The organism is Cnuibacter sp. UC19_7, from assembly GCF_042699995.1.
Taxonomy (GTDB): domain Bacteria; phylum Actinomycetota; class Actinomycetes; order Actinomycetales; family Microbacteriaceae; genus Cnuibacter.
In genome coordinates this window covers 3,728,611-3,747,338 of the sequence record NZ_CP170560.1, presented here as the reverse complement: position 1 = coordinate 3,747,338, position 18,728 = coordinate 3,728,611, and the positions used below count along the sequence as shown (strand labels likewise).

The following is an 18,728-nucleotide window of genomic DNA, read 5'->3' as shown; positions in this document are numbered from 1 at the left end:
TCAGCTCTTCTCGTCGTCGAGGAGGGCGCGGAGGTCCTTCCGCAACACCTTGCCCACGTTCGACTTGGGCAGCTCGTCGCGGAAGACGATGCGATGCGGACGCTTGTAGCCCGCGAGCTCCGACTTGAGGAAGGCCTTCAGCTCCTCCTCGGTGAGCGTCGGGTCCTCCCTCACGATGAACAGCACGGGGGTCTCGCCCGAGCGCTCGTCGGGCACGCCGACGGCGCCCGCATCCCTGACCTTGGGATGCGACATCGCGATCTCCTCGAGCTCCGAGGGGTACACGTTGAAGCCGGAGACGACGATCATGTCCTTCTTGCGGTCGACGATCGTGATGAAGCCGTCGTCGCTCATGGTCGCGATGTCGCCGGTGAGAAGCCAGCCGTCGCGCAGCACGGCCTCGGTGTCGTCGGGATGCTTCCAGTAGCCCTGCATCACCTGCGGGCCGCGGATCGCCATCTCGCCCGTCTCGCCCAGCGGCACCGGCGCGCCCTCCTCGTCGCGGATCTCGACGTCGGTCGACGGCAGCGGCAGCCCGATCGTGCCCACGCGCGGGGTGGCCCAGACCGGGTTCACGCTCACCACGGGCGACGCCTCGGTCAGTCCGTAGCCCTCGAAGAGCTGTGTGCCCGTCACGCCCTGCCAGGTGGCGGCCGTGCTAGTGCGCAGCGCCATGCCGCCCGCCACGACGAGCTTCACGTGCGAGAACGTGAGCTGACGGAAGTCGCCGCTGTCGAGGAGCGACTGTGCCAGCGTCGACACCAGGATGAGGACCGTGGGCCGGTCGGCGGCCAGCGTCTTCACGAGGCCCTTGGTGTCGCGGGGGTTCGTGACCAGCACGTTGTGAAGGCCGTAGCCGAAGAACGTGAGGCAGTTCACCGTGAAGCAGAAGATGTGGTAGAGCGGCAGTGCGGCAAGGACGGTCTCGGCGCCCTCGTCGAGGATCAGGCTCATCGGCGCCAGCATCTGCGCCTGATTCGAGAGCAGGTTGCGATGGGTGATCACGGCCGACTTGGTGCCGCCCGTGGTCCCGCCGGTGTACTGGAACAGGGCGGTGTCGTCGAGGGCCACCTCGGGCAGCGCGACGCCCTCGTGACGGCGGCCCGCCTTCATGGCGTCGGTGAACCGGGTCACCCGCGTGAGGCCGTGCTTCGGCACCAGCCTCTGGATGCGCTTCACGGCGAAGTTGACGACGGTGCGCTTGAGGGGCGGCAGCATGTCGCCGACGCTCGTGAGGATGACGTGCTTCAGCGAGGTCTCGGCGAGCACCTTCTCGAGCTTGTCGGCGAAGTTCTCGAGCACGACCACGGCCACGGCGCCCGAGTCGACGAACACCTTCTTCATCTCGCCGGGCGAGTAGAGCGGATTCGCGTTCACGACGACCAGGCCGGCCTTCAGCGCGCCGAAGATCGCCACCGGGTACTGCAGCAGGTTCGGCATCTGCAGCACGATGCGGTCGCCGGGCGCGAGGCCGAGCTCGCCCACGAGGTAGGCGGCGAAGCGGTCGGCGAGCGCCGCGACCTCGCGGAACGTCAGCGTCGATCCGAGGTTCGAGAAGGCCGGTCTGTCGCCGTACCGCTCGCTCGCCTGGTCGACGAGAGCGCCCACGGAGGTGCTGGTCAGGTCGCCGATGGTGGGGGCCAGTGCCTCCGGGTAGCTCTTCAGCCACGGACGGCTCGCGTAGTCGTTCATCCCGCTCTCACGCTACCGGGTATCGTCGAGCCATGGAGAACGACGACGACGACTTCGACGATCGCCCGTCGGGCTTCCTCGGCCGACTCGGACGGGCCCGCACGCTCGCCTGGGTCGTCATCATCGGACTCGTCGCTCTGAGCGTCGGCGCGATCTCGGTCGTCGTGGTGCTGCAGAACAGCTGACGGCGCGCCCTGAGGCCGGGATCAGGCGTCGACTGCCCCGTCGGAGGCGACGTTCTCGTCGATCTCGCGATCCCACTCCGCCGCCGCGGCCTCGGCCTCGGCGCGGGTGTCGAACGGCCCGAGGTTGGGCGCGTCCGGGAAGTCGTCCGGGTTGAGGTCGGCCACCACGTAGAACGTCAGCGCACCGTCCTGCTCGTGCTCGACGATGCGGAGGTCATCACTCATGGTCCGACCCTATCCGTCGTGGGGCATCCGGCGCGCCCGGGATCGGCGGGTCGCCGCCCGGGCGCGCGCGATCCTAGAAGTCGAACCCGCCACCGAAGTCCCCTCCGCCGAAGTCGCCTCCACCGCCGAAGTCGCCGCCCCAGCCGCCGTCGGCGGTGACGTCGCCGGCGCCCGGGTCCGTCGCGCCCGCGTCGCCCTGGCCCGCGTCACCCTGATCGGCGCCGGTGCCCTGGTCGCCGTTCTGGTCGGCCCCGCTCTGGTCGCCCGCGTTCTGGTCGCCCTGGGACCCCTGGTCGGCGGGGCTCGGCAGGAACGCGCTCACGAGCGCCGACCCGATCACGTACCCGGCCACCGAGCCGAGCAGCGAGCTGGCGAGCATCCCGCCGAAGCCCATGCCGCCTCCGCCGCCGAAGGCGCTGCCGTTCTGCGGGGCCATCGTCCGCTCGAGCGTCCCCGGCTGACGCAGCTCCGACCGCGTGGCCGACTGGGCGAGCGAGCGGGGGTCGTCGCCGCGGGGCGCCTCCCCCGCGGGCGCGTTCTCGGAGAGCTGCCGGAACAGCAGCTGCCGCTGCTCGGGCGTGAGCTTCGTGAACGCCTCCTCATGCACCTGCTCGATCGTCTCGGGCGGAGCGGTCCGCAGCAGGTAGCGGTAGCGTTCCACGGCGATCTCGTCGTCGCTGCGAGCCGGAGCGCCGGGTGCAGAGCCGGCCGGGCCGGATGCGGCGGGGCCGCCGGGCGTCTGCGCGTTCGGCGTCGGCACGTTCTGCGGCTGGTAACCCGGCTGGTCGTACCCCGCGGGCGGGGGTGTAGGCCGCTCGAGGCTGCTCCTCGCGGCCCAGCAGACGGTCGAGGAATCCCATGGTGATCGCTCCTTCGTGGATCGGTCACCTCAGTCTCGTCGTGCCGCGTGTGAGCGGGCTGATGCGAGCTGTGCAGCGGCTGTGTGTCGGCCTCACGTCATCCGTGCGCGGTCCATGCGCTTCCCTCGGTCAGTTGTGCATGACCCCGCGGGAGGGGCGAGCCTCGACGTCCGAGACCCTCTCGGGATGCACACCTCGCTGGAGCAGCCGGGGCACGATCGAGCGCAGAGGCGGCAGCAGGGCCCGGAGTGCCGCTCGCTCGAGGCGGGTCGGCGGGCGATGGAGGCTGCGGCGCGACGCGAGCCCCGCCAGCGCCGCGTGGAACGTGAGCTGCAACGACTGCGCCGCCTCGGCCGCCGCGGCGCGGCGCCGGCCGACGGCCTGCAGCTCGCGGGCGAGAGCGCGTCCGTCGAGGAGCGGGCCGGCGACGCGGTTGGCCGCGACGACCGCATCCTGCACGGCCAGGTCGGTGCCCACCCCGGCCAGGGGCGACATCGGATGCGCCGACTCGCCCACCATCAGCAGGCCCGGCCGGTGCCACTCCTCCAACCGCGACACGTCGATCGTCTCGGTCGTGAGCTCACTCCACGTGCGGATCGCGCGCAGCGCGCTCGACGCGGACGGCACCGCGGCCTCGAACGCGACGACGGCGGCCTCGAGGCCGGCCTGCCGGAGCCGTGCTGCACCGCCGGAGTCGAGGAGCAGGCCGAGCCGCTGGCCGCCGTCGTCGACCGCGCCCACCACGATCTGGTGCGATCCCACGAACGCCGGCGTGAAGACCTGCGGCCGGGGCGGCACACGCACCCAGACCACGTCGACCGGCCCGGCGATCGGCTGGAGCACCAGTCCCGCGGCCGCCCGCACGATCGACCCCCGTCCGTCGGCGCCCACGGTCAGCCTGGCCCGGATCTCGAGGTCGCCGCGGGCATCCCGCGCGGTCGCCCCCGTGATCGCCGCGCCGGCGCGCCGGAGTCCGGTCGCCACGGTGCCCGACCGCAGCGTCAGAGTGGGGACGGCGGCGGCCGCCCTCGCCAGCGCACCGAGCAGGTCGCGCCGCGCCACGGCGACCAGGCCCTCCGTGTCGTCGGGGTGCGGACCGTCGAGGTGCAGCCGTGTGCCGTCGACCACCAGATCGACGGTGGCGATCGGCGTCCGCGGCAGGCCGCGCATCCCGTCGGCCCCGAGGAGCTGCTCGAGCACCGCGATCGTCGAGGCTCCGAGGAGGTCTGCGCCACGAGCCTCGAGTGGGCTCTCGCGACCTTCGACCACCTCCACCCGCACGCCCGCACGGGCCAGCAGCAGTCCGAGCACCATTCCGGACGGTCCGCCACCGACGATGCAGACATCGGTCTCGTGCACCCGAGTCGTCATGGACTCCATGCTACGTAACCCTCAGCGCACGGGGACGAGCATCCCGTCGTCGAGGAGCTCGCGCACCCGGGGCAGCACCGAGTCGCGGATGGCGGGCTCGGGCACGTCGAGCACCTCCGCGAGCGCCGCGACGATGGCACCCAGTGCGAGGTCGCCGTCGCAGGCCCCGACGAGCCCGGCGAGCTCGGTGGTGAGGTCGATGCGCCGGGCGAAGCCGCCGCCCTGCACGAGCGTCATGACCACCGGGTCGTCGCTGCCCGGCCAGTAGTGCCGCTCCTCGGTGACGTCGGAGGCGTAGGCGACGCGCGCGGCCATCAGCTCGTCGTCGTCGCGGGCGGCCGACCAGTCGTGCCCGGCGAGGCAGGCGGCGAGGTGCTCGCCCAGCCCCACCCGTGAGGCCCCTCCGCCGTCGGGCAGGCGCTCGTACCGCGAGAGCTCCGGCCCCCCGACGGGTCGGCGGAGGAGGACGTACCCGAGCCCCGCCGACTGAACGCCGCGGTCGGCGAAGTCGTCGAGCCAGGCGCCGTACAGGCGGTCGAACGCAGCGGTGCCCGGCAGGGTGCCCCCGTCTCGGATCCACGTCTCGGAGTACGTGGCGGCGTCCTGCCGCTCGCGTTCGACGACCCACGCGTCGAGCCCGAGGGGCTCGATCCAGGAACGCACACGCTCCAGTCCGTCCTCGTCGGCGCGGTACTCCCAGTTGCCGAGCAGCTGGGCGATCCCGCCGGGAGCCAGGTGATCGGCGGCGCCCTCGACGACCGCGCGGACGAGCGCGTCCCCGACCCGGCCGCCATCACGGTACTCGTAGAGCGGCACCCCCTCGGTGCGGGGCGTGATGACGAAGGGCGGGTTCGACACGATCCGGTCGAACCGCTCCCCCGCCACGGGTTCGTAGAGGCTGCCGAGCCGCAGCTCGACGCCCTCGATGCCGTTGAGGTCGAGGTTGAAGCGTGCGATCTCGAGCGCCCGGTCGGAGATGTCGGTGGCGACCACCCGGCGGGCGCGGCGGGCGGCGTGCATCGCCTGGATCCCGCATCCGGTGCCGAGGTCGAGCACGGAGTCGACGGCCCCGGGCACGGCGAGGCCCGCGAGCGTGGTGGAGGCGCCGCCGATGCCGAGCACGTGGTCCTCGTCGAGGGGCCGGGCGAGCACGGCCTCGCCGAGGTCGGAGCGGACCCACCACTGCCCGGATCCGAGGGAGTCGGTGAACTCGTACGGGCGGAGGTCGGCGAGGGGCACGACCGCCTCCTCCGTGGCGCGCACCAGCCCGAGGTCGACCAACCCGTCGACGCCGGTGCGCGGCGCCGCACGGTGCGCCTCGTCGCGCGACACGGGCCGCCCGAGCACGAACAGGTCGGCGAGGACGCCGGCCGGCGTGAGCGCCTCGCTCTCGCGGAGACGGTCGATCGCCCGGCGGGCCGGCAGCAGGCGTCCGCGGAACAGCGCCTCCGCGGCCGCGCTCCCCCAGAGAGCGTCGACGGCTCCGACCTGGAAGCCGGCGACGGTGAGGTCCTCGCGGAATCGGACGAGCGTGTCTGCGGTCATCCCCCCATTCAATCGCCCCCGGTGGTCTTCTGCGCGACCGGCCCGCGTCGCTACAGTGAGGGACCATGACGACCCTCTCGCCCGACGCGCTGGTCGTCGAGACCTCGAGCGGCGCCCTGCGCGGCACCACCGACGGCTCCGTGCGGAGCTGGCGCGGCATCCCGTACGCCGCCCCTCCCGTGGGGCCGCGGCGCTTCCTCGCGCCTCAGCCCGTCGAGCGCTGGAGCGGTGTGCGCGACGCGGTCGTGTTCGGCCACGCCTCGGTGCAGGCGAAGAGCCCCGCGGTCCGTCTGCCCGCCGACGTGTCGATGTCGGAGGACTGCCTCACGCTCAACGTGACGGTGCCGGCCCACGCCGACGGCCCTCTTCCCGTCATGGTGTGGATCCACGGCGGCGCGTACTTCGCCGGCTCGAGCGCGCAGGCGCTCTACGATCCCGCCCACCTCGTCGCCGAGGGCGTCGTCGTCGTCACGATCAACTACCGGCTCGGGGCTCTGGGGTTCCTCGACCTGTCGTCGCTCAGCTCCGACAGCGCGACCTTCACCAGCAACCCGGGGCTCCGTGACCAGCTCGCCGCGCTGCAGTGGGTGCGCGACGAGATCGCCGCGTTCGGCGGCGACCCGGGCGACGTCACCCTGTTCGGCGAGTCGGCCGGCGGCGGATGCGTCACGACGCTCCTGACGTCCCCTGCCGCCGAGGGCCTGTTCCACCGCGCCATCGCACAGAGCTCCCCCGCCACGAGCGTGTACTCCGCCGAGCGCGCCGCGAAGGTCGCCCAGCGGTTCCTCGAGCTCGCCGGGATCGACCCCGCCCACCCGGAGCTCCTCCGCGAGTGGCCGGCCCAGGAGCTCGCCGACGCCGCGTTCGCGCTCATCGGCGATGTCGCGAAGGATGCGCCCGGGACGCTCGCCCTCGCGCCGGTGGTCGACGGCGACATCGTGCCCGTGCATCCGATCGAAGCCTACCGGGCGGGCACGCAGGTGCGGGTGCCCCTCATCATCGGCACCAACCGCGACGAGGCGTCGCTGTTCAAGCTGATGAAGTCGCCGCTCATGCCCGTCACCGAGTCGTCGGTCGCGGCCATGTTCGAGCAGCTCGCCGCCGAGCAGCCCGAACTCGGCGACGCCGCCGAACGCATCGAGGGCGCCTACCCGCACTACCCGCGACGACGCACGCCGTCCGAGCTCTCCCGCGATGCGGGGTTCCGGATGCCGTCGATCTGGGTCGCGGCCGCGCACTCCCGGGTGGCACCCACGCGCATGTACCGGTTCGACCACTCGACTCCCATGCTGAAGCTGCTCGGGATCGGCGCCACCCACGGCGCCGAGCTCGGCTACGTCTGGGGCAACTTCGAGGTCGCGCCGAAGGATCCGACGTTCCGCCTCGGCGGACGCCGCGAGGCCCACCGGTTGTCGGCCGCGATGCGGCACCGCTGGACGACGTTCGCCACCACCGGCACCCCCGACCCCGTGGAGGGTGCGCCTGAGTGGCCGCTCTACGACGAGACCACCCGCCGCACCCTGATCTTCGACCGGGGCGAGACGGTGGTCGACGACCCCGATGCCGACGTGCGCACCGCCTGGGGCGACGAGGTCATCGGGTTCTCCTGAACCTCGATCTGCGACAATCGACCGACACCACCGCCCGCGAACCGCGCCCGCGCGCCGGTGGCCCCCATCCGCCTGCAGAGAGGACACGCCGTGCCCACCGACCGTCTCGTCGCCTTCGACCTGGACGACACCCTCGCCCCGTCGAAGACCCCGATCGATCCCCGCATGGGCGCGCTCCTCATCGATCTGCTCCGCGCGGTCGAGGTGTGCGTCATCTCCGGCGGCCAGTTCGCGCAGTTCTCGAGCCAGCTCGTGGCCAACCTGCCGGATGCGCCTGCCGAGCTGCTGGAGCGCCTCCACCTCATGCCCACGTGCGGCACCCAGTACTACCGCTTCCGCGACGGCGGATGGCAGCAGGTGTACGCCGAGAACCTCACCGACGAGCAGAAGCAGCGCGCCATGACCGCGGTCGAGGAGGAGGCGAAGCGCCTCGGCCTGTGGGCCGAGAGGTCGTGGGGCCCGATCCTCGAGGATCGCGGCTCGCAGATCACCTTCTCCGCGCTCGGGCAGTCCGCCCCGATCGAGGAGAAGGTCGCCTGGGACCCGACGGGCGAGAAGAAGGAGAGCATCCGCGCCGCGGTGGCCCCCCTGCTGCCCGATCTCGAGGTGCGCTCCGGCGGCTCCACGTCGGTCGACATCACCCGCCAGGGCATCGACAAGGCATACGGGATGACGAAGCTCGCCGAGCTGACCGGCATCCCGCTCGACGACATGCTCTTCGTGGGCGACCGCCTCGACGAGGGCGGCAACGACTACCCCGTGAAGCGCCTCGGCGTGCGCACGGTCGCGGTCGAGGGCTGGCCCGACACCGCCGAGTTCGTCGAGGGCTTCCTCGCGGAGCGCGCGGGAGCCTGACCACCCCGGGTCCACCCCCGGGTTCGTCCACCGAAGGCACGTTCCGAAGCCCGGGAGCGTGCCTTCGGTGGACACGCCCCGGGGATCACTCCGCGGGGCGGGGCTTCGCGATGTCGAGCTCGGTCTCCTCCACGTCGATGCGGGCCAGGGCGGCGCGCACCGCGCGCTCCTGGTAGCGGCCCTCCTTGCGCGCCTGCAGGATCGCCTCCCGCTCGGCGGCGATCATGTCGCGGCGCAGGCGGTTGTACGAGCGCGGCAGCGGCTCGGCCTCCTCGGGCGCGGGATTGTCGAGAGCATCCGAGAGGAACCGGGCGTTGGCGCGGAGGCGGTCGACGACCCGCTGGTCGACGGTCTCGTCGAGCTGGTCCTCGAGCCGCCGCAGCCCCGCCGTCTGGGCCTCGGCGAGAAGCATATGCTTCTCGGTCGCCTCCTGCGAGTAGTCGGGCGCCGGGAGCTTCAGCGCGCGGATGATGACCGGCAGGAACGCGCCCTGGATGAGGGTGCCCACCACGACCACGAGCGCGAGCAGCTGCAGCAGCGCCCTCCCCGGCGTCTCGTCGGGCAGCAGGAACACCGCGGCCAGGGTCACCACGCCACGGATGCCGGCGAACGACACCGCGACGCCCGTGCGGTAGCTCCACCCTCGCTCCCGCAGCCGGGCAGGGCCGAAACGATAGATCGTCGTGGTGAGCATCATCCAGGCGAAGCGCGAGACGAAGACGGCGAGCAGCAGCACGATGCTGATGAGCACCACCTCCCCGAAGCCGATCCCCATCTCGACCGCGCTGCCGACGATCGACGCCACGCTCAGCCCGATGAAGAGGAAGACGGCGTTCTCCAGCAGGTACTGGATCGTGCGCCAGTTCAGCGCCTCGGCGATGCGGGCCTGCGCGGTCTGGATGACGGGCGACCGGAACCCGAGGTAGAGCCCGGCCACGACGACGGCGAGCACACCCGATCCGTGGAGCTCCTGCGCCGGGATGAAGGCGACGTACGGCACCACCAGCGAGAGGGAGGCGTCGAGCACGGCGGAGTGCAGTCGGCGACGGATGAAGCCGACGACGAACCCGACGACGAGGCCCATGCCCACGCCGACGACGACGGCGATCACGAACTCGAGGATGACGTCGCCCGCCGTCACGGTGCCCGGTCCGCCGCTCGCCGTGCTCACGATGGCGGCGATCGCCGCGTTCAACGCCACCAGCGCGGTCGCGTCGTTGAGGAGGCTCTCCCCCTCGAGCACCGTCACGAGCCGACGCGGCAGGTTCACCCGGCCCGCGATCGCGGTGACCGCGACCGCATCAGTAGGGGCCACGACCGCACCGAACGCGAACGCGGCCGACAGCGTGATCACGGGGACCGCGATCCACGCGGTGAGGCCCACTGCGACGACGGTGAACGCCACGAGCCCCACGGAGAGCAGCAGGATGCCGTCGCGCCGCGCCCGGACGTCGGTGAACGACGTGCGGATGGCGGCCGCGTAGAGCAGCGGCGGAAGGATGCCGTAGAGGATCAGGTCGGGCTCCACCGCGAGCTGGGGGACGCCGGGGATGAACGAGACCGCGGCCCCCACCACCACGAGCGCGACGGGCGCGGACCAGCCGACGCGGCCGGAGAGACCCGTGACGGCCACGGTGACGACGACGAACGACACCACCCAGACGATGATCGCGACGGGATCCATACCCGCCATTCTGACGGTCTCCCGCCCGACGCGAGAACGGGTGGCGCGCTCGAAGATCTGCGAGGGTGATGCTGTGCCCGACGTGCTCGAGATCGCCTACCTCGTCGCCGCCGGCCTCGTGGCCGGCGTCGTCGGCACCGCGGGTGGGATCACGTCGCTCGTGTCGTACCCGGCGCTGCTCGCGATCGGCATCCCGCCGCTCGCCGCCAACGTCACGAGCTCGGTCGCGCTGCTCGGCAGCGGGGCGGGCTCCGCGCTGCGGGCCGGCCCCGATCTGACAGGCCACTCGAGCACCCTCCGGCGATGGCTCCCGGGGTTCGCCGCCGTGTCCTTGGTCGGTGCGGTGCTGCTCGTGGTGACACCCGGGCGTGTGTTCGACCTGGTGGTGCCGTTCCTCGTCGCGTCCGGTTCGCTGGCGCTCCTGCTGCAGCCGCGACTCGAGGAGCGCCGGGGCGGCCGCGCCCTGCCCCGGGCGGCCGTGGGCATCGCCGCCGTCGGTGTCGCCCTCTACAACGGCTACTTCGGCGCGGGCTCGGGCATCCTGCTCATCGCCCTGCTGCTGTCCACCACCGAACCGGTCCTGCACCGGGCGAACTCGGTGAAGAACGTGGTGCTCGTGGTCGCCGACGTCGCGCCCGCCGTGCTGTTCGCGCTGACGGGCACGGTGGTGTGGCAGGCGGTGTGGCCGCTGGCGATCGGCGCCCTCGCCGGAGGGCTCATCGGACCGTCGATCGCCCGGCGCGTCCCGGCCTCGGTACTGCGGTGGCTCATCGCGCTCTGCGGGTTCGCGCTCGCCACGTACCTGCTCGTCGCCGTGCTCTCGTCCGCACCGGCCGCCGCGCCGGGTGGGTGAGCCCGACGCGGCGGCGGTGTTCCTAAGCGGCGGCCTCTTCGGGGAGGCGGTCGGCCCGCTCCTCCGACGCGGTGTCGACGAGGTAGTGCGCGTAGGCCGGGATCGTGAGGAACGTCGGGAAGTCGTCCTCGAGCGCGACCATGCGCACGATCGCCGCGGCGTCGTCGAACCGGTCCTCGTCGGTCCGCGGCGTCGTGGCCAGCTGCTGATCGATCAGCACCGAGACCAGGTCGCGCGTGATCCGCGTGCCCTCGGACGTGCGGATGCGGTGGTGGATCCACTGCCACAGCTGCGATCGCGAGATCTCGGCCGTCGCCGCGTCCTCCATGAGACCGTCGATCGCGGCGGCGCCTGTGCCGCGCAGCCAGCTCTCCACGTACCGGAGCGCCACCGACACGTTGGCCCTGACCCCCGCATCCGTCACCTCGTGGTCGATCGACGACAGATCGAGGAGGTCGCCGGCGGTGACCCACACATCGGTGCGCTGCCGGTCCACCTGGTTCGCTCGCTCGCCGAGCACGGCGTCGAACTCGGCCATGGCCACCCCGACGAGATCCGGATGCGCGACCCAGGATCCGTCGAACCCGTCGGCGGCCTCGCGGTGCTTGTCATCGGACACCTTCGCGAGCGCCCGCCGGGTCGCGTCCGGGTCGCGCCGGTTCGGGATGAACGCGCTCATGCCGCCGATGGCGTGCGCACCGCGCCGGTGGCAGGTGGCGACCAGCAGCTCGGTGTACGCGCGCATGAACGGCACGGTCATCGTGATGCGGTCGCGGTCCGGGAGCACGAACGCCGGCCCGCGGTCGCGGTAGGTCTTGATGAGGCTGAAGATGTAGTCCCAGCGGCCGGCGTTGAGGCCCGCGCAGTGGTCGCGGAGCTCGTAGAGGATCTCCTCCATCTCGAATGCCGCCGTGATGGTCTCGATGAGCACCGTGGCGCGGATCGTCCCGCGCTCGAGGCCGAGCGCGTTCTCGGAGAACGTGAACACGTCGTCCCAGAGCCGGGCCTCGAGGTGGTTCTCGATCTTCGGCAGGTAGAAGTACGGCCCGCGTCCGGAGTCGATGAGCGCCTGCGCGTTGTGGAAGAAGTACAGCCCGAAGTCGACCAGCGACCCCGACGCCGGAGTCGTGAACCCGGCCCGGTCGGTGTAGGTGATGTGCTTCTCGACCAGATGCCAGCCGCGCGGGCGGAGGATGATCGTCGGCGTCTCGAACCCGACCCGGTACTCCTTGCCCTCCGGCGAGGTGAAGTCGACCTGGCCGCGGATGGCGTCGAAGAGGTTGACCTGACCGCCGATGATGTTGTGCCAGGTGGGGCTCGTCGCGTCCTCGAGGTCGGCGAGCCAGCCCTTCGCCCCGGAGTTGAGGGCGTTGACGGTCATCTTGCGGTCGGTGGGCCCGGTGATCTCGACCCGGCGGTCCTCGAGGCCCGGCCCGGCTCCGGCGACCCGCCAGCTGCGATCCTCGCGGATCGAGGCGGTCTCGGGCAGGAATCGCAGGTTGCGGCCGTTCTCGATGGCCTTGCGGACCCGCATCCGCTCGAGGAGCCGCTCGTGCCGGCGTCCGGCGAACTGGTCGTGGAGCCGGGCGACGAAGTCGAGGGCCGCGGGGGTGAGGATCTCGTCGTAGCGCTCGTCGGTCTCGCCGAGCACCGTCATCCTGGTGTGTGCGTTCATGGTCGTGTCCTTCATCGGGGGATCAGTGGAACTGCTCGGACTCGGTCGACCCCACCAGCGCCAGGGTCGCGCTGGTCGGGTTCAAGGCCGTGGCGATCCGGTCGAAGTAGCCGGTGCCGACTTCCCGCTGATGCTTGGTCGCGGTGTATCCGTCGGCCTCGGAGGCGAACTCGGCCTCCTGCAGCTCGACGTAGGCGCTCATGTGCCGCTGGGAGTAGTCGCGGGCGAGCGTGTACATGGAGTGGTTGAGGGCGTGGAAGCCCGCCAGGGTGATGAACTGGAAGGCGTAGCCCATGCTCGCCAGCTCGCGCTGGAAGCGGGCGATGGTGTCGTCGTCGAGGTGGCGCTTCCAGTTGAACGACGGCGAGCAGTTGTAGGCGAGCTTCTTGCCCGGGAACTCGCGGTGGATGCTCTCGGCGAAGGTGCGGGCCAGCTCGAGGTCGGGCTCCGCCGACTCCACCCAGAGCAGGTCGGCGTACGGCGCGTAGGCGTGGCCGCGGGCCAGCACGGTCTCGATCCCGGGCCTGGTCTCGTAGAAGCCCTCGGCCGTGCGCCCGCCCGAGAGGAAGGGGCGGTCGCGCTCGTCGACGTCGCTCGTGAGCAGGTTCGCGGCGAGCGAGTCGGTGCGGGCGATGACGACGGTGGGCACGCCGGCGACGTCAGCCGCGAGCCGGGCCGCGTTGAGGGTGCGGATGTGCTGGCTCGTGGGGACGAGGACCTTGCCGCCCATGTGCCCGCACTTCTTCTCGCTGGCGAGCTGGTCCTCCCAGTGCACCCCCGCTGCGCCTGCGGCGATCATGCTGCTCATGAGCTCGTAGGCGTTGAGCGGCCCACCGAACCCGGCCTCCGCATCCGCCACGATCGGCGCGAGCCACTGTGTTTTTGTCGACGCCGGTTCCCGCCCGGCGTCAGAGTCGGAGTCCACCGACGCGGTAGCTGCATCCCGGCTGCCACTCATGTTCTCGGCGGCCTCGATCTGGTCGGCGCGGAGGAGGGCGTTGTTGATGCGGCGCACCACGTTGGGCACCGAGTTCGCCGGGTAGAGGCTCTGGTCGGGGTATGTCTGGCCCGAGAGGTTCGCGTCGGCGGCCACCTGCCAGCCCGACAGGTAGATCGCCTTGAGCCCCGCGCGCACCTGCTGCACCGCCTGGTTCCCGGTGAGCGCGCCGAGCGCCGGCACCCACTCCTCCGTGTTCAGCAGCTCCCACAGGCGCTCGGCACCGCGACGGGCGAGCGTGTGCTCCTCCCCGACCCGGCCGCGGAGGGCGACGACGTCCTCAGCGGAGTAGTCGCGCTGCACGCCGTCCCAGCGGGCCTCGGTCTTCCACGAGGTCTCGAGCTCGGCGGCGGTCTGGGTCTGGTCGCCCGGCCTGGTCATGGTGTGCTCCTTCGAACGGTGCGTGTGCGGCTCCGCAGCGGGTCGAAATGCTGCGTGAGTTCGACTATCCGGGCTTCGCGAGGGCAGCCAGCCGGATTAGTCCACAGAATTTCGCGCGTTCTTCTGCTTGCCGGAAGAAGGGGCGTATGTCAGGGTCGGTCCATGACGCTGACGTCACTGACCGCATCCGACGATGGAGTCATGCCCGACTCGCTCACCATCGGCCGACGCATCCGCCAGCTGCGCACCGAGCGCGGACTCACGCTCGACGACCTCGGCGTCGCCATCGGGCGGGCCGCCTCGCAGGTCTCCGTGGTCGAGAACGGCAAGCGCGAGCTGCGCCTCGGCGAGCTGCAGCGGTTCGCCACCGCACTCGACGTCTCACTGGACGACCTGCTCGACACCACCCCGCCGTCGCGGCGAGCCGCTCTCGAGATCGCCCTCGAGCGGGTGCAACGAGGTCCGCTCTTCGCCAGCCTCGGGCTCCCGCCGCTGCCCGTGCGGCGGTCGCTCTCGGACGAGGCGATCGAGACCATCCTGGGCCTCCACTCCGAGCTCGAACGCATACACACCGAGCGGGCGGCCACGCCCGAGGAGGCCCGCCGCGCGAACACGCAACTGCGCGGAGCCATGCGGCTGCGGCACAACCACTTCCCCGAGCTCGAGGCGACCGCGAGCGACCTGCTCGACGCCGTCGGGCACTCGACCGGACCGCTGTCGCAGCGACTCGTGTCGGAGCTCGCCGCCCACCTGGGCTTCAGCCTGCACTACGTGCCCGACCTGCCGTCGTCGGTGCGCTCGGTGCGCGACCTCGAGCACGGGCGCATCTACGTCCCGTTGAGCCAGCGTCCGGATGCGGACCCGCGCTCGGTCGTGCTGCAGGCCCTCGCGGGGCACGTGCTGGGGCACGGGGTGCCGCAGAGCTACGCGGAGTTCCTGCAGCAGCGGGTGGAGACGAACTACCTCGCCGCGGCCCTCCTCATCCCCGCCGCAGGAGCGGTTCCGCTGCTCGTGGCCGCGAAGGAGGCGCGCGAGCTGTCGGTCGAGGACCTCCGCGACGCGTTCGGCGTGAGCTACGAGACCGCCGCGCACCGGTTCACGAACCTCGCGACCGAGCACCTCGGCATCCCGGTGCACTTCCTCAAGGTCGACTCGGAGGGCACCATCTCGAAGGCGTACGAGAACGACAGCGTGCTCTTCCCGACGGATGCGCTCGGCGCCGTCGAGGGGCAGACGGTGTGCCGCTACTGGAGCGCGCGCCAGGTGTTCGACGTGGCCGACCGCTTCAGCCCGTACCACCAGTACACCGACAAGCCGACCGGCACCTACTGGTGCACGTCGCGGATCCAGACGTCATCGCGCGGCGGGTTCTCGGTCAGCGTCGGCACCTCGTTCGCGCACGCGAAGTGGTTCCGCGGCCGCGACACCACCACCCGGTTCACCTCGCGCTGCCCCGACGAGTCGTGCTGCCGCCGCCCGCCGTCAGAGGTGTCGAGCCGCTGGTCGGGTCGCTCCTTCCCCACCCCGCGCCTCAACTCCTCGCTGCACGCGGCCATGCCCACGGGCGCCTTCCCAGGCGTCGACACCACGGAGCTCTACGACTTCCTCACCCGCCACTCCCCCACGGACTGAGCGCGGACCCGCTCGGCTGCGGAGTCGACTCAGCCGCGATAGACGTCGCGACGGTGGGAGACGGTGACGATCTGCACGACGATCCGGTCGTCGTCGATCAGGTAGATCACCCGGTACTCACCACGGCGGGCCGAGTACATCGGAGCGAGGGGCTCGCGCAGTCGCTTGCCGACACGCTTCGGGTTCTCGGCGAGGGGGCCGACGATGAACTCGAACGCGGCCGCGGCCACCGACTCGGGGAGCGACTCGGCGAGCGCGCGCTTCGCCGAGCGGGTGAAGACGATCTCGTACATCAGTCGGTCGCAGAGCGGCGGCGTGCCATCGCCTCCCGCACGTCGTCGGCGGAGTGCACCTCTCCGTCGTGCAGCTCGTCGAGTGCGATGCGGAGCGCCTGCACTCCGGCCTGATCGCTCAGCACGTCGATGGTCTCGAGGAGACCGTCGTAGTCGTCGGCGCTGAGGAGGATCGCCATCCGGCGCCCATTGCGAGTGACCTCGAAGCGCTCGTGAGTGGAGTTCGCCGATTCGATGAGGCGCGAGAACCCGGCACGGGCGTCGGCGAGGGAGAGTGTCGTCATGTACAGGATTCTAGCGCGTTCGCATGCGCGGGCGTGGTGGTGGGCGCACGTGAGGGGGCTCGGAGGAGAAGGGGGTGGCGGGCGGGGGTGGGATGAGTAGGGGTCGGGCATGACGGACGATGGGAGTCACCATGAGCATCAGCGACGACGACATCACCGGCGGCGCAGCCGCGGGTGGAGAGGGCACCGCCGACGGCGGGGCCAACCCGAACGGACACGACGGCGGAGCCGACGGCTCGGCCTCGGCCGGGGAGGGCACCGCCGACGGCGGCGCGAACCCGGGCGGCCACGACGGCGGGGCCGACGGCTCCGCGTCGGAGGGCGAGGGCACGGCCGACGGCGGCGCGAACCCCGACGGCCACGACGGCGGGGCCGACGGCTCCGCGTGAGCACCGACCTCGAGCGCGGGCCGAGCGATCGGCCCGCGCTCTCTCGCTGTGTGGGCGTCACCCCCGACGTGTTCGCGCGCGACCACTGGGGCGTCGCCCCTCTGCTCACCCCCGCGAGCGCGCTCCCGCGTGACTTCGACGACCTCTTCAGCTCCGCGGCGGTCGACGAGCTGGTGAGCCGACGCGGGGTCCGCACCCCGTTCATCCGCATGGCCCAGGAGGGCGATGTGCTGGCGCCTGCCCGGTTCACGGGATCCGGCGGGTTCGGCGCCGAGATCGCCGACCAGGTCGACTCGGCCAAGGTGCTGGCGCGCTTCGCCGACGGGGCGACGATCGTCCTGCAGGGCCTCCACCGCCTCTGGCCGCCGCTCATCGACTTCACGCGCGAGCTGGTCGACGACCTCGGGCATCCGGCGCAGGTGAACGCCTACGTCACGCCCGCCTCGTCGCGCGGCTTCGATCCCCACTACGACGTGCACGACGTCTTCGTGCTGCAGATCGCGGGAGAGAAGCACTGGCGGATCCACGCGCCGGTCCACGAGCATCCGCTGCGCGACCAGCCCTGGTCGCAGCACCGCGCCGCGGTGGCGGCCCGCGCCGAGCAGTCGCCGGTCATCGACGCCGTCCTCCGGCCCGGCGACGCGCTCTACCTGCCGCGCGGATGGATCCACTCCGCCGAGGCGCTCGGCGGCACCTCCGTGCACCTCACGATCGGCATGCCGTCGTTCACACGCGACGACGTGCTGCGGACGATCCTCACGCGGCTCGGCGAGTCGGCCGAGCTGCGGCGCCCGCTCCCTCTCGGCGTCGACTGGACCGACCCCGAGGCGGTGCGCCCGCTGGTCGAGGAGACCCTCGAGGCGCTGCGCGCGGCGCTGCCCGACGAGCTCTCCACGGGCGTGGTCGAGCCGGTCGCCGACGCCCTCGCCTCGCGGCTCGCCGACTCGACGCGTCCCGAGCCGGTCTCACCGCTCGCGACCGTCGACGCCCTCACCCGCCTCGACGGCCGCACCCGCGTCCGCTGGCGTTCGGGCCTGCGCGCGCGCCTCGTCGAGTCGGACGGACGCGTCTCGATCCGCGCCCGCGAGGTCTCCCTCTCGCTGCCCGGCGAGGCTGCCGAGGCGCTGCGTCGTCTCGCCACCGGCGACCCGATCGCCGTGGCCGACCTGCCGGGGCTCGACCCCGAGTCGGCGGTCGTCGTCGCGAAGCGGCTGCTGCGGGAGGCAGTGCTGGTTCTGGCGCCGTGAGTGCCCTCGCCCTTCCGAGCACGGGTCTCGGCGGCAGCGGGTGGGAGCCCTGCAGCGACCGATCACGGGAACGCGACGATCCGCTGTGGGGCACCGCCGGCCGCGGACTGCGGTGGTTCCTCGTCGAGCTCGCCAGCGGATGGGGTCCCCGGGCCCTGCTCGATCCGCCGTTCGATCCGGAGCTGGGCAGCGCGCTGGTGTCGCGGATCGAGCGGGCGGGGATGCGGCCGCTCGCCATCCGCAGACCCGGCCGCCGCGAGGGCGCGCCGCGCTGGCGGTGGGCCGTCGTCGACGCCCGGCCCGGCACGGAATCGGTGCGCTGGGGCGAGGCGGACGGCCCGGCCGCCCTGCTGGAGGTCCCCCTCGACGGGTCCGCGGGCACCCCCACCGACCGGCCGGTCTTCGCCGTCTGCGCTCACGGCCGCCACGACCAGTGCTGCGCCGTGCGCGGCCGTCGGGCGGCCCAGGAGCTCGCGGCCGCGTTCCCCGAGGAGACCTGGGAGTGCTCGCACCTCGGCGGCGACCGGTTCGCGGCCACGATGGTGCTCTTCCCGCATGGTCTCGCCTACGGGCGGATCGACGACGCCGACGTGACCGCGATCGCGCAGCAGTACCTCGAGGGCCGCGTCGCAGAGCCGTGGTTCCGCGGCCGGACGTCGCTCTCGCATCCGGTGCAGGCCGCGCAGCATTTCGCCCGCCTCGAGTCGGGCGACGACCGCCTCGACTCCTTCGCGCCGCTAGCCGAGGGCGGCAGCGTCCACGACCGCGACGTGGGACGCCACGTGGTGGATCTCGCGGGCCCCGACGGCGGGCGTGTCGTCGTCGAGCTCGCGGAGACGCTGTCGGCGCCGCTCCTCTCCACCTGCGGCACCACCCGGCCCGGTCGGGTCCGCGAGTGGTCGCTCACCTCCCTCCGGCGCCTCCCCTCCTGAGCATCGAGGCCGCGGCCG

Annotated in this window: 18 protein-coding genes; 8 read left to right on the top strand and 10 right to left on the bottom strand. The window is 72.2% G+C overall.

Annotated features, from left to right (window positions below):
- Complete coding sequence (locus ACFJGV_RS18030; protein ID WP_378145535.1) at positions 1 to 1,692, bottom strand: AMP-binding protein; 1,692 nt, start codon at positions 1,690 to 1,692, stop codon at positions 1 to 3.
- Between the two features lie 32 nt (positions 1,693 to 1,724).
- Between ACFJGV_RS18030 and ACFJGV_RS18025 the strand changes: the two genes are divergently transcribed.
- Positions 1,725 to 1,877 (top strand): hypothetical protein, encoded by a 153-nt coding sequence (locus ACFJGV_RS18025; RefSeq protein ID WP_378145533.1) that lies wholly within the window; start codon positions 1,725 to 1,727, stop codon positions 1,875 to 1,877.
- A gap of 21 nt (positions 1,878 to 1,898) precedes the next feature.
- Here the strand turns inward: ACFJGV_RS18025 and ACFJGV_RS18020 are convergent, their stop codons facing one another.
- From ACFJGV_RS18020 to ACFJGV_RS18005, 4 genes are all read right to left on the bottom strand, one after another.
- On the bottom strand, positions 1,899 to 2,102 hold the full coding sequence (locus ACFJGV_RS18020; RefSeq protein ID WP_378145532.1) for a hypothetical protein: 204 nt from the start codon (positions 2,100 to 2,102) through the stop codon (positions 1,899 to 1,901).
- A 73-nt stretch (positions 2,103 to 2,175) separates the two neighbouring features.
- Entirely contained in the window at positions 2,176 to 2,862 is a 687-nt protein-coding gene (locus tag ACFJGV_RS18015; RefSeq protein WP_378145530.1) for a hypothetical protein, read from the bottom strand.
- A 229-nt stretch (positions 2,863 to 3,091) separates the two neighbouring features.
- Positions 3,092 to 4,333 carry an FAD-dependent monooxygenase gene (locus ACFJGV_RS18010; RefSeq protein ID WP_378145529.1) on the bottom strand — a complete coding sequence of 414 codons (1,242 nt, stop codon included), beginning with the start codon at positions 4,331 to 4,333 and terminating at the stop codon, positions 3,092 to 3,094.
- 21 nt (positions 4,334 to 4,354) lie between these two features.
- Positions 4,355 to 5,878: a methyltransferase gene (locus ACFJGV_RS18005; RefSeq protein ID WP_378145528.1), complete on the bottom strand. Its 1,524-nt coding sequence runs from the start codon at positions 5,876 to 5,878 to the stop codon at positions 4,355 to 4,357.
- 65 nt (positions 5,879 to 5,943) lie between these two features.
- Here ACFJGV_RS18005 and ACFJGV_RS18000 point away from each other — a divergent pair, with 65 nt between their 5' ends.
- On the top strand, positions 5,944 to 7,488 hold the full coding sequence (locus ACFJGV_RS18000) for a carboxylesterase/lipase family protein (RefSeq protein ID WP_378145526.1): 1,545 nt from the start codon (positions 5,944 to 5,946) through the stop codon (positions 7,486 to 7,488).
- A 90-nt stretch (positions 7,489 to 7,578) separates the two neighbouring features.
- Positions 7,579 to 8,343 (top strand): HAD-IIB family hydrolase, encoded by a 765-nt coding sequence (locus tag ACFJGV_RS17995; protein WP_378145524.1) that lies wholly within the window; start codon positions 7,579 to 7,581, stop codon positions 8,341 to 8,343.
- Between the two features lie 85 nt (positions 8,344 to 8,428).
- Here ACFJGV_RS17995 and ACFJGV_RS17990 read toward each other — a convergent pair whose 3' ends face one another.
- Positions 8,429 to 10,027, bottom strand: coding sequence for a cation:proton antiporter (locus ACFJGV_RS17990; protein ID WP_378145522.1), 1,599 nt, complete (start codon positions 10,025 to 10,027; stop codon positions 8,429 to 8,431).
- A gap of 73 nt (positions 10,028 to 10,100) precedes the next feature.
- On the opposite strand from ACFJGV_RS17990, the gene ACFJGV_RS17985 reads away from it, so the two are divergent.
- Positions 10,101 to 10,880: a sulfite exporter TauE/SafE family protein gene (locus tag ACFJGV_RS17985; protein ID WP_378145520.1), complete on the top strand. Its 780-nt coding sequence runs from the start codon at positions 10,101 to 10,103 to the stop codon at positions 10,878 to 10,880.
- 22 nt (positions 10,881 to 10,902) lie between these two features.
- Here ACFJGV_RS17985 and aceB read toward each other — a convergent pair whose 3' ends face one another.
- Both aceB and aceA read right to left on the bottom strand, forming a co-directional pair.
- A complete protein-coding gene (aceB, locus tag ACFJGV_RS17980; RefSeq protein WP_378145518.1) occupies positions 10,903 to 12,555 on the bottom strand; it encodes a malate synthase A in 1,653 nt (550 codons plus the stop codon).
- Between the two features lie 22 nt (positions 12,556 to 12,577).
- A complete protein-coding gene (aceA, locus tag ACFJGV_RS17975; protein WP_378145516.1) occupies positions 12,578 to 13,933 on the bottom strand; it encodes an isocitrate lyase in 1,356 nt (451 codons plus the stop codon).
- Between the two features lie 162 nt (positions 13,934 to 14,095).
- Between aceA and ACFJGV_RS17970 the strand changes: the two genes are divergently transcribed.
- Positions 14,096 to 15,565, top strand: a complete 1,470-nt coding sequence (locus ACFJGV_RS17970; protein WP_378145514.1) for a helix-turn-helix domain-containing protein — start codon at positions 14,096 to 14,098, stop codon at positions 15,563 to 15,565.
- A 29-nt stretch (positions 15,566 to 15,594) separates the two neighbouring features.
- On the opposite strand, the gene ACFJGV_RS17965 is transcribed toward ACFJGV_RS17970, so the two are convergent.
- Both ACFJGV_RS17965 and ACFJGV_RS17960 read right to left on the bottom strand, forming a co-directional pair.
- Complete coding sequence (locus ACFJGV_RS17965; RefSeq protein ID WP_378145512.1) at positions 15,595 to 15,858, bottom strand: type II toxin-antitoxin system RelE/ParE family toxin; 264 nt, start codon at positions 15,856 to 15,858, stop codon at positions 15,595 to 15,597.
- Positions 15,858 to 16,142 (bottom strand): type II toxin-antitoxin system Phd/YefM family antitoxin, encoded by a 285-nt coding sequence (locus ACFJGV_RS17960; RefSeq protein ID WP_378145511.1) that lies wholly within the window; start codon positions 16,140 to 16,142, stop codon positions 15,858 to 15,860. Before ACFJGV_RS17960 ends, ACFJGV_RS17965 begins: the two co-directional genes overlap by 1 nt.
- Positions 16,143 to 16,273: 131 nt before the next feature.
- Between ACFJGV_RS17960 and ACFJGV_RS17955 the strand changes: the two genes are divergently transcribed.
- The 3 genes from ACFJGV_RS17955 to ACFJGV_RS17945 are packed head-to-tail and all read left to right on the top strand — an operon-like array spanning position 16,274 to position 18,710.
- Complete coding sequence (locus tag ACFJGV_RS17955; RefSeq protein WP_378145509.1) at positions 16,274 to 16,531, top strand: BatC protein; 258 nt, start codon at positions 16,274 to 16,276, stop codon at positions 16,529 to 16,531.
- Positions 16,528 to 17,778 (top strand): cupin domain-containing protein, encoded by a 1,251-nt coding sequence (locus tag ACFJGV_RS17950; RefSeq protein WP_378145507.1) that lies wholly within the window; start codon positions 16,528 to 16,530, stop codon positions 17,776 to 17,778. The genes ACFJGV_RS17955 and ACFJGV_RS17950 overlap by 4 nt, the downstream gene beginning before the upstream one ends.
- Entirely contained in the window at positions 17,775 to 18,710 is a 936-nt protein-coding gene (locus ACFJGV_RS17945; RefSeq protein ID WP_378145505.1) for a sucrase ferredoxin, read from the top strand. Before ACFJGV_RS17950 ends, ACFJGV_RS17945 begins: the two co-directional genes overlap by 4 nt.
- The last annotated feature ends 18 nt before the right edge of the window (positions 18,711 to 18,728 follow it).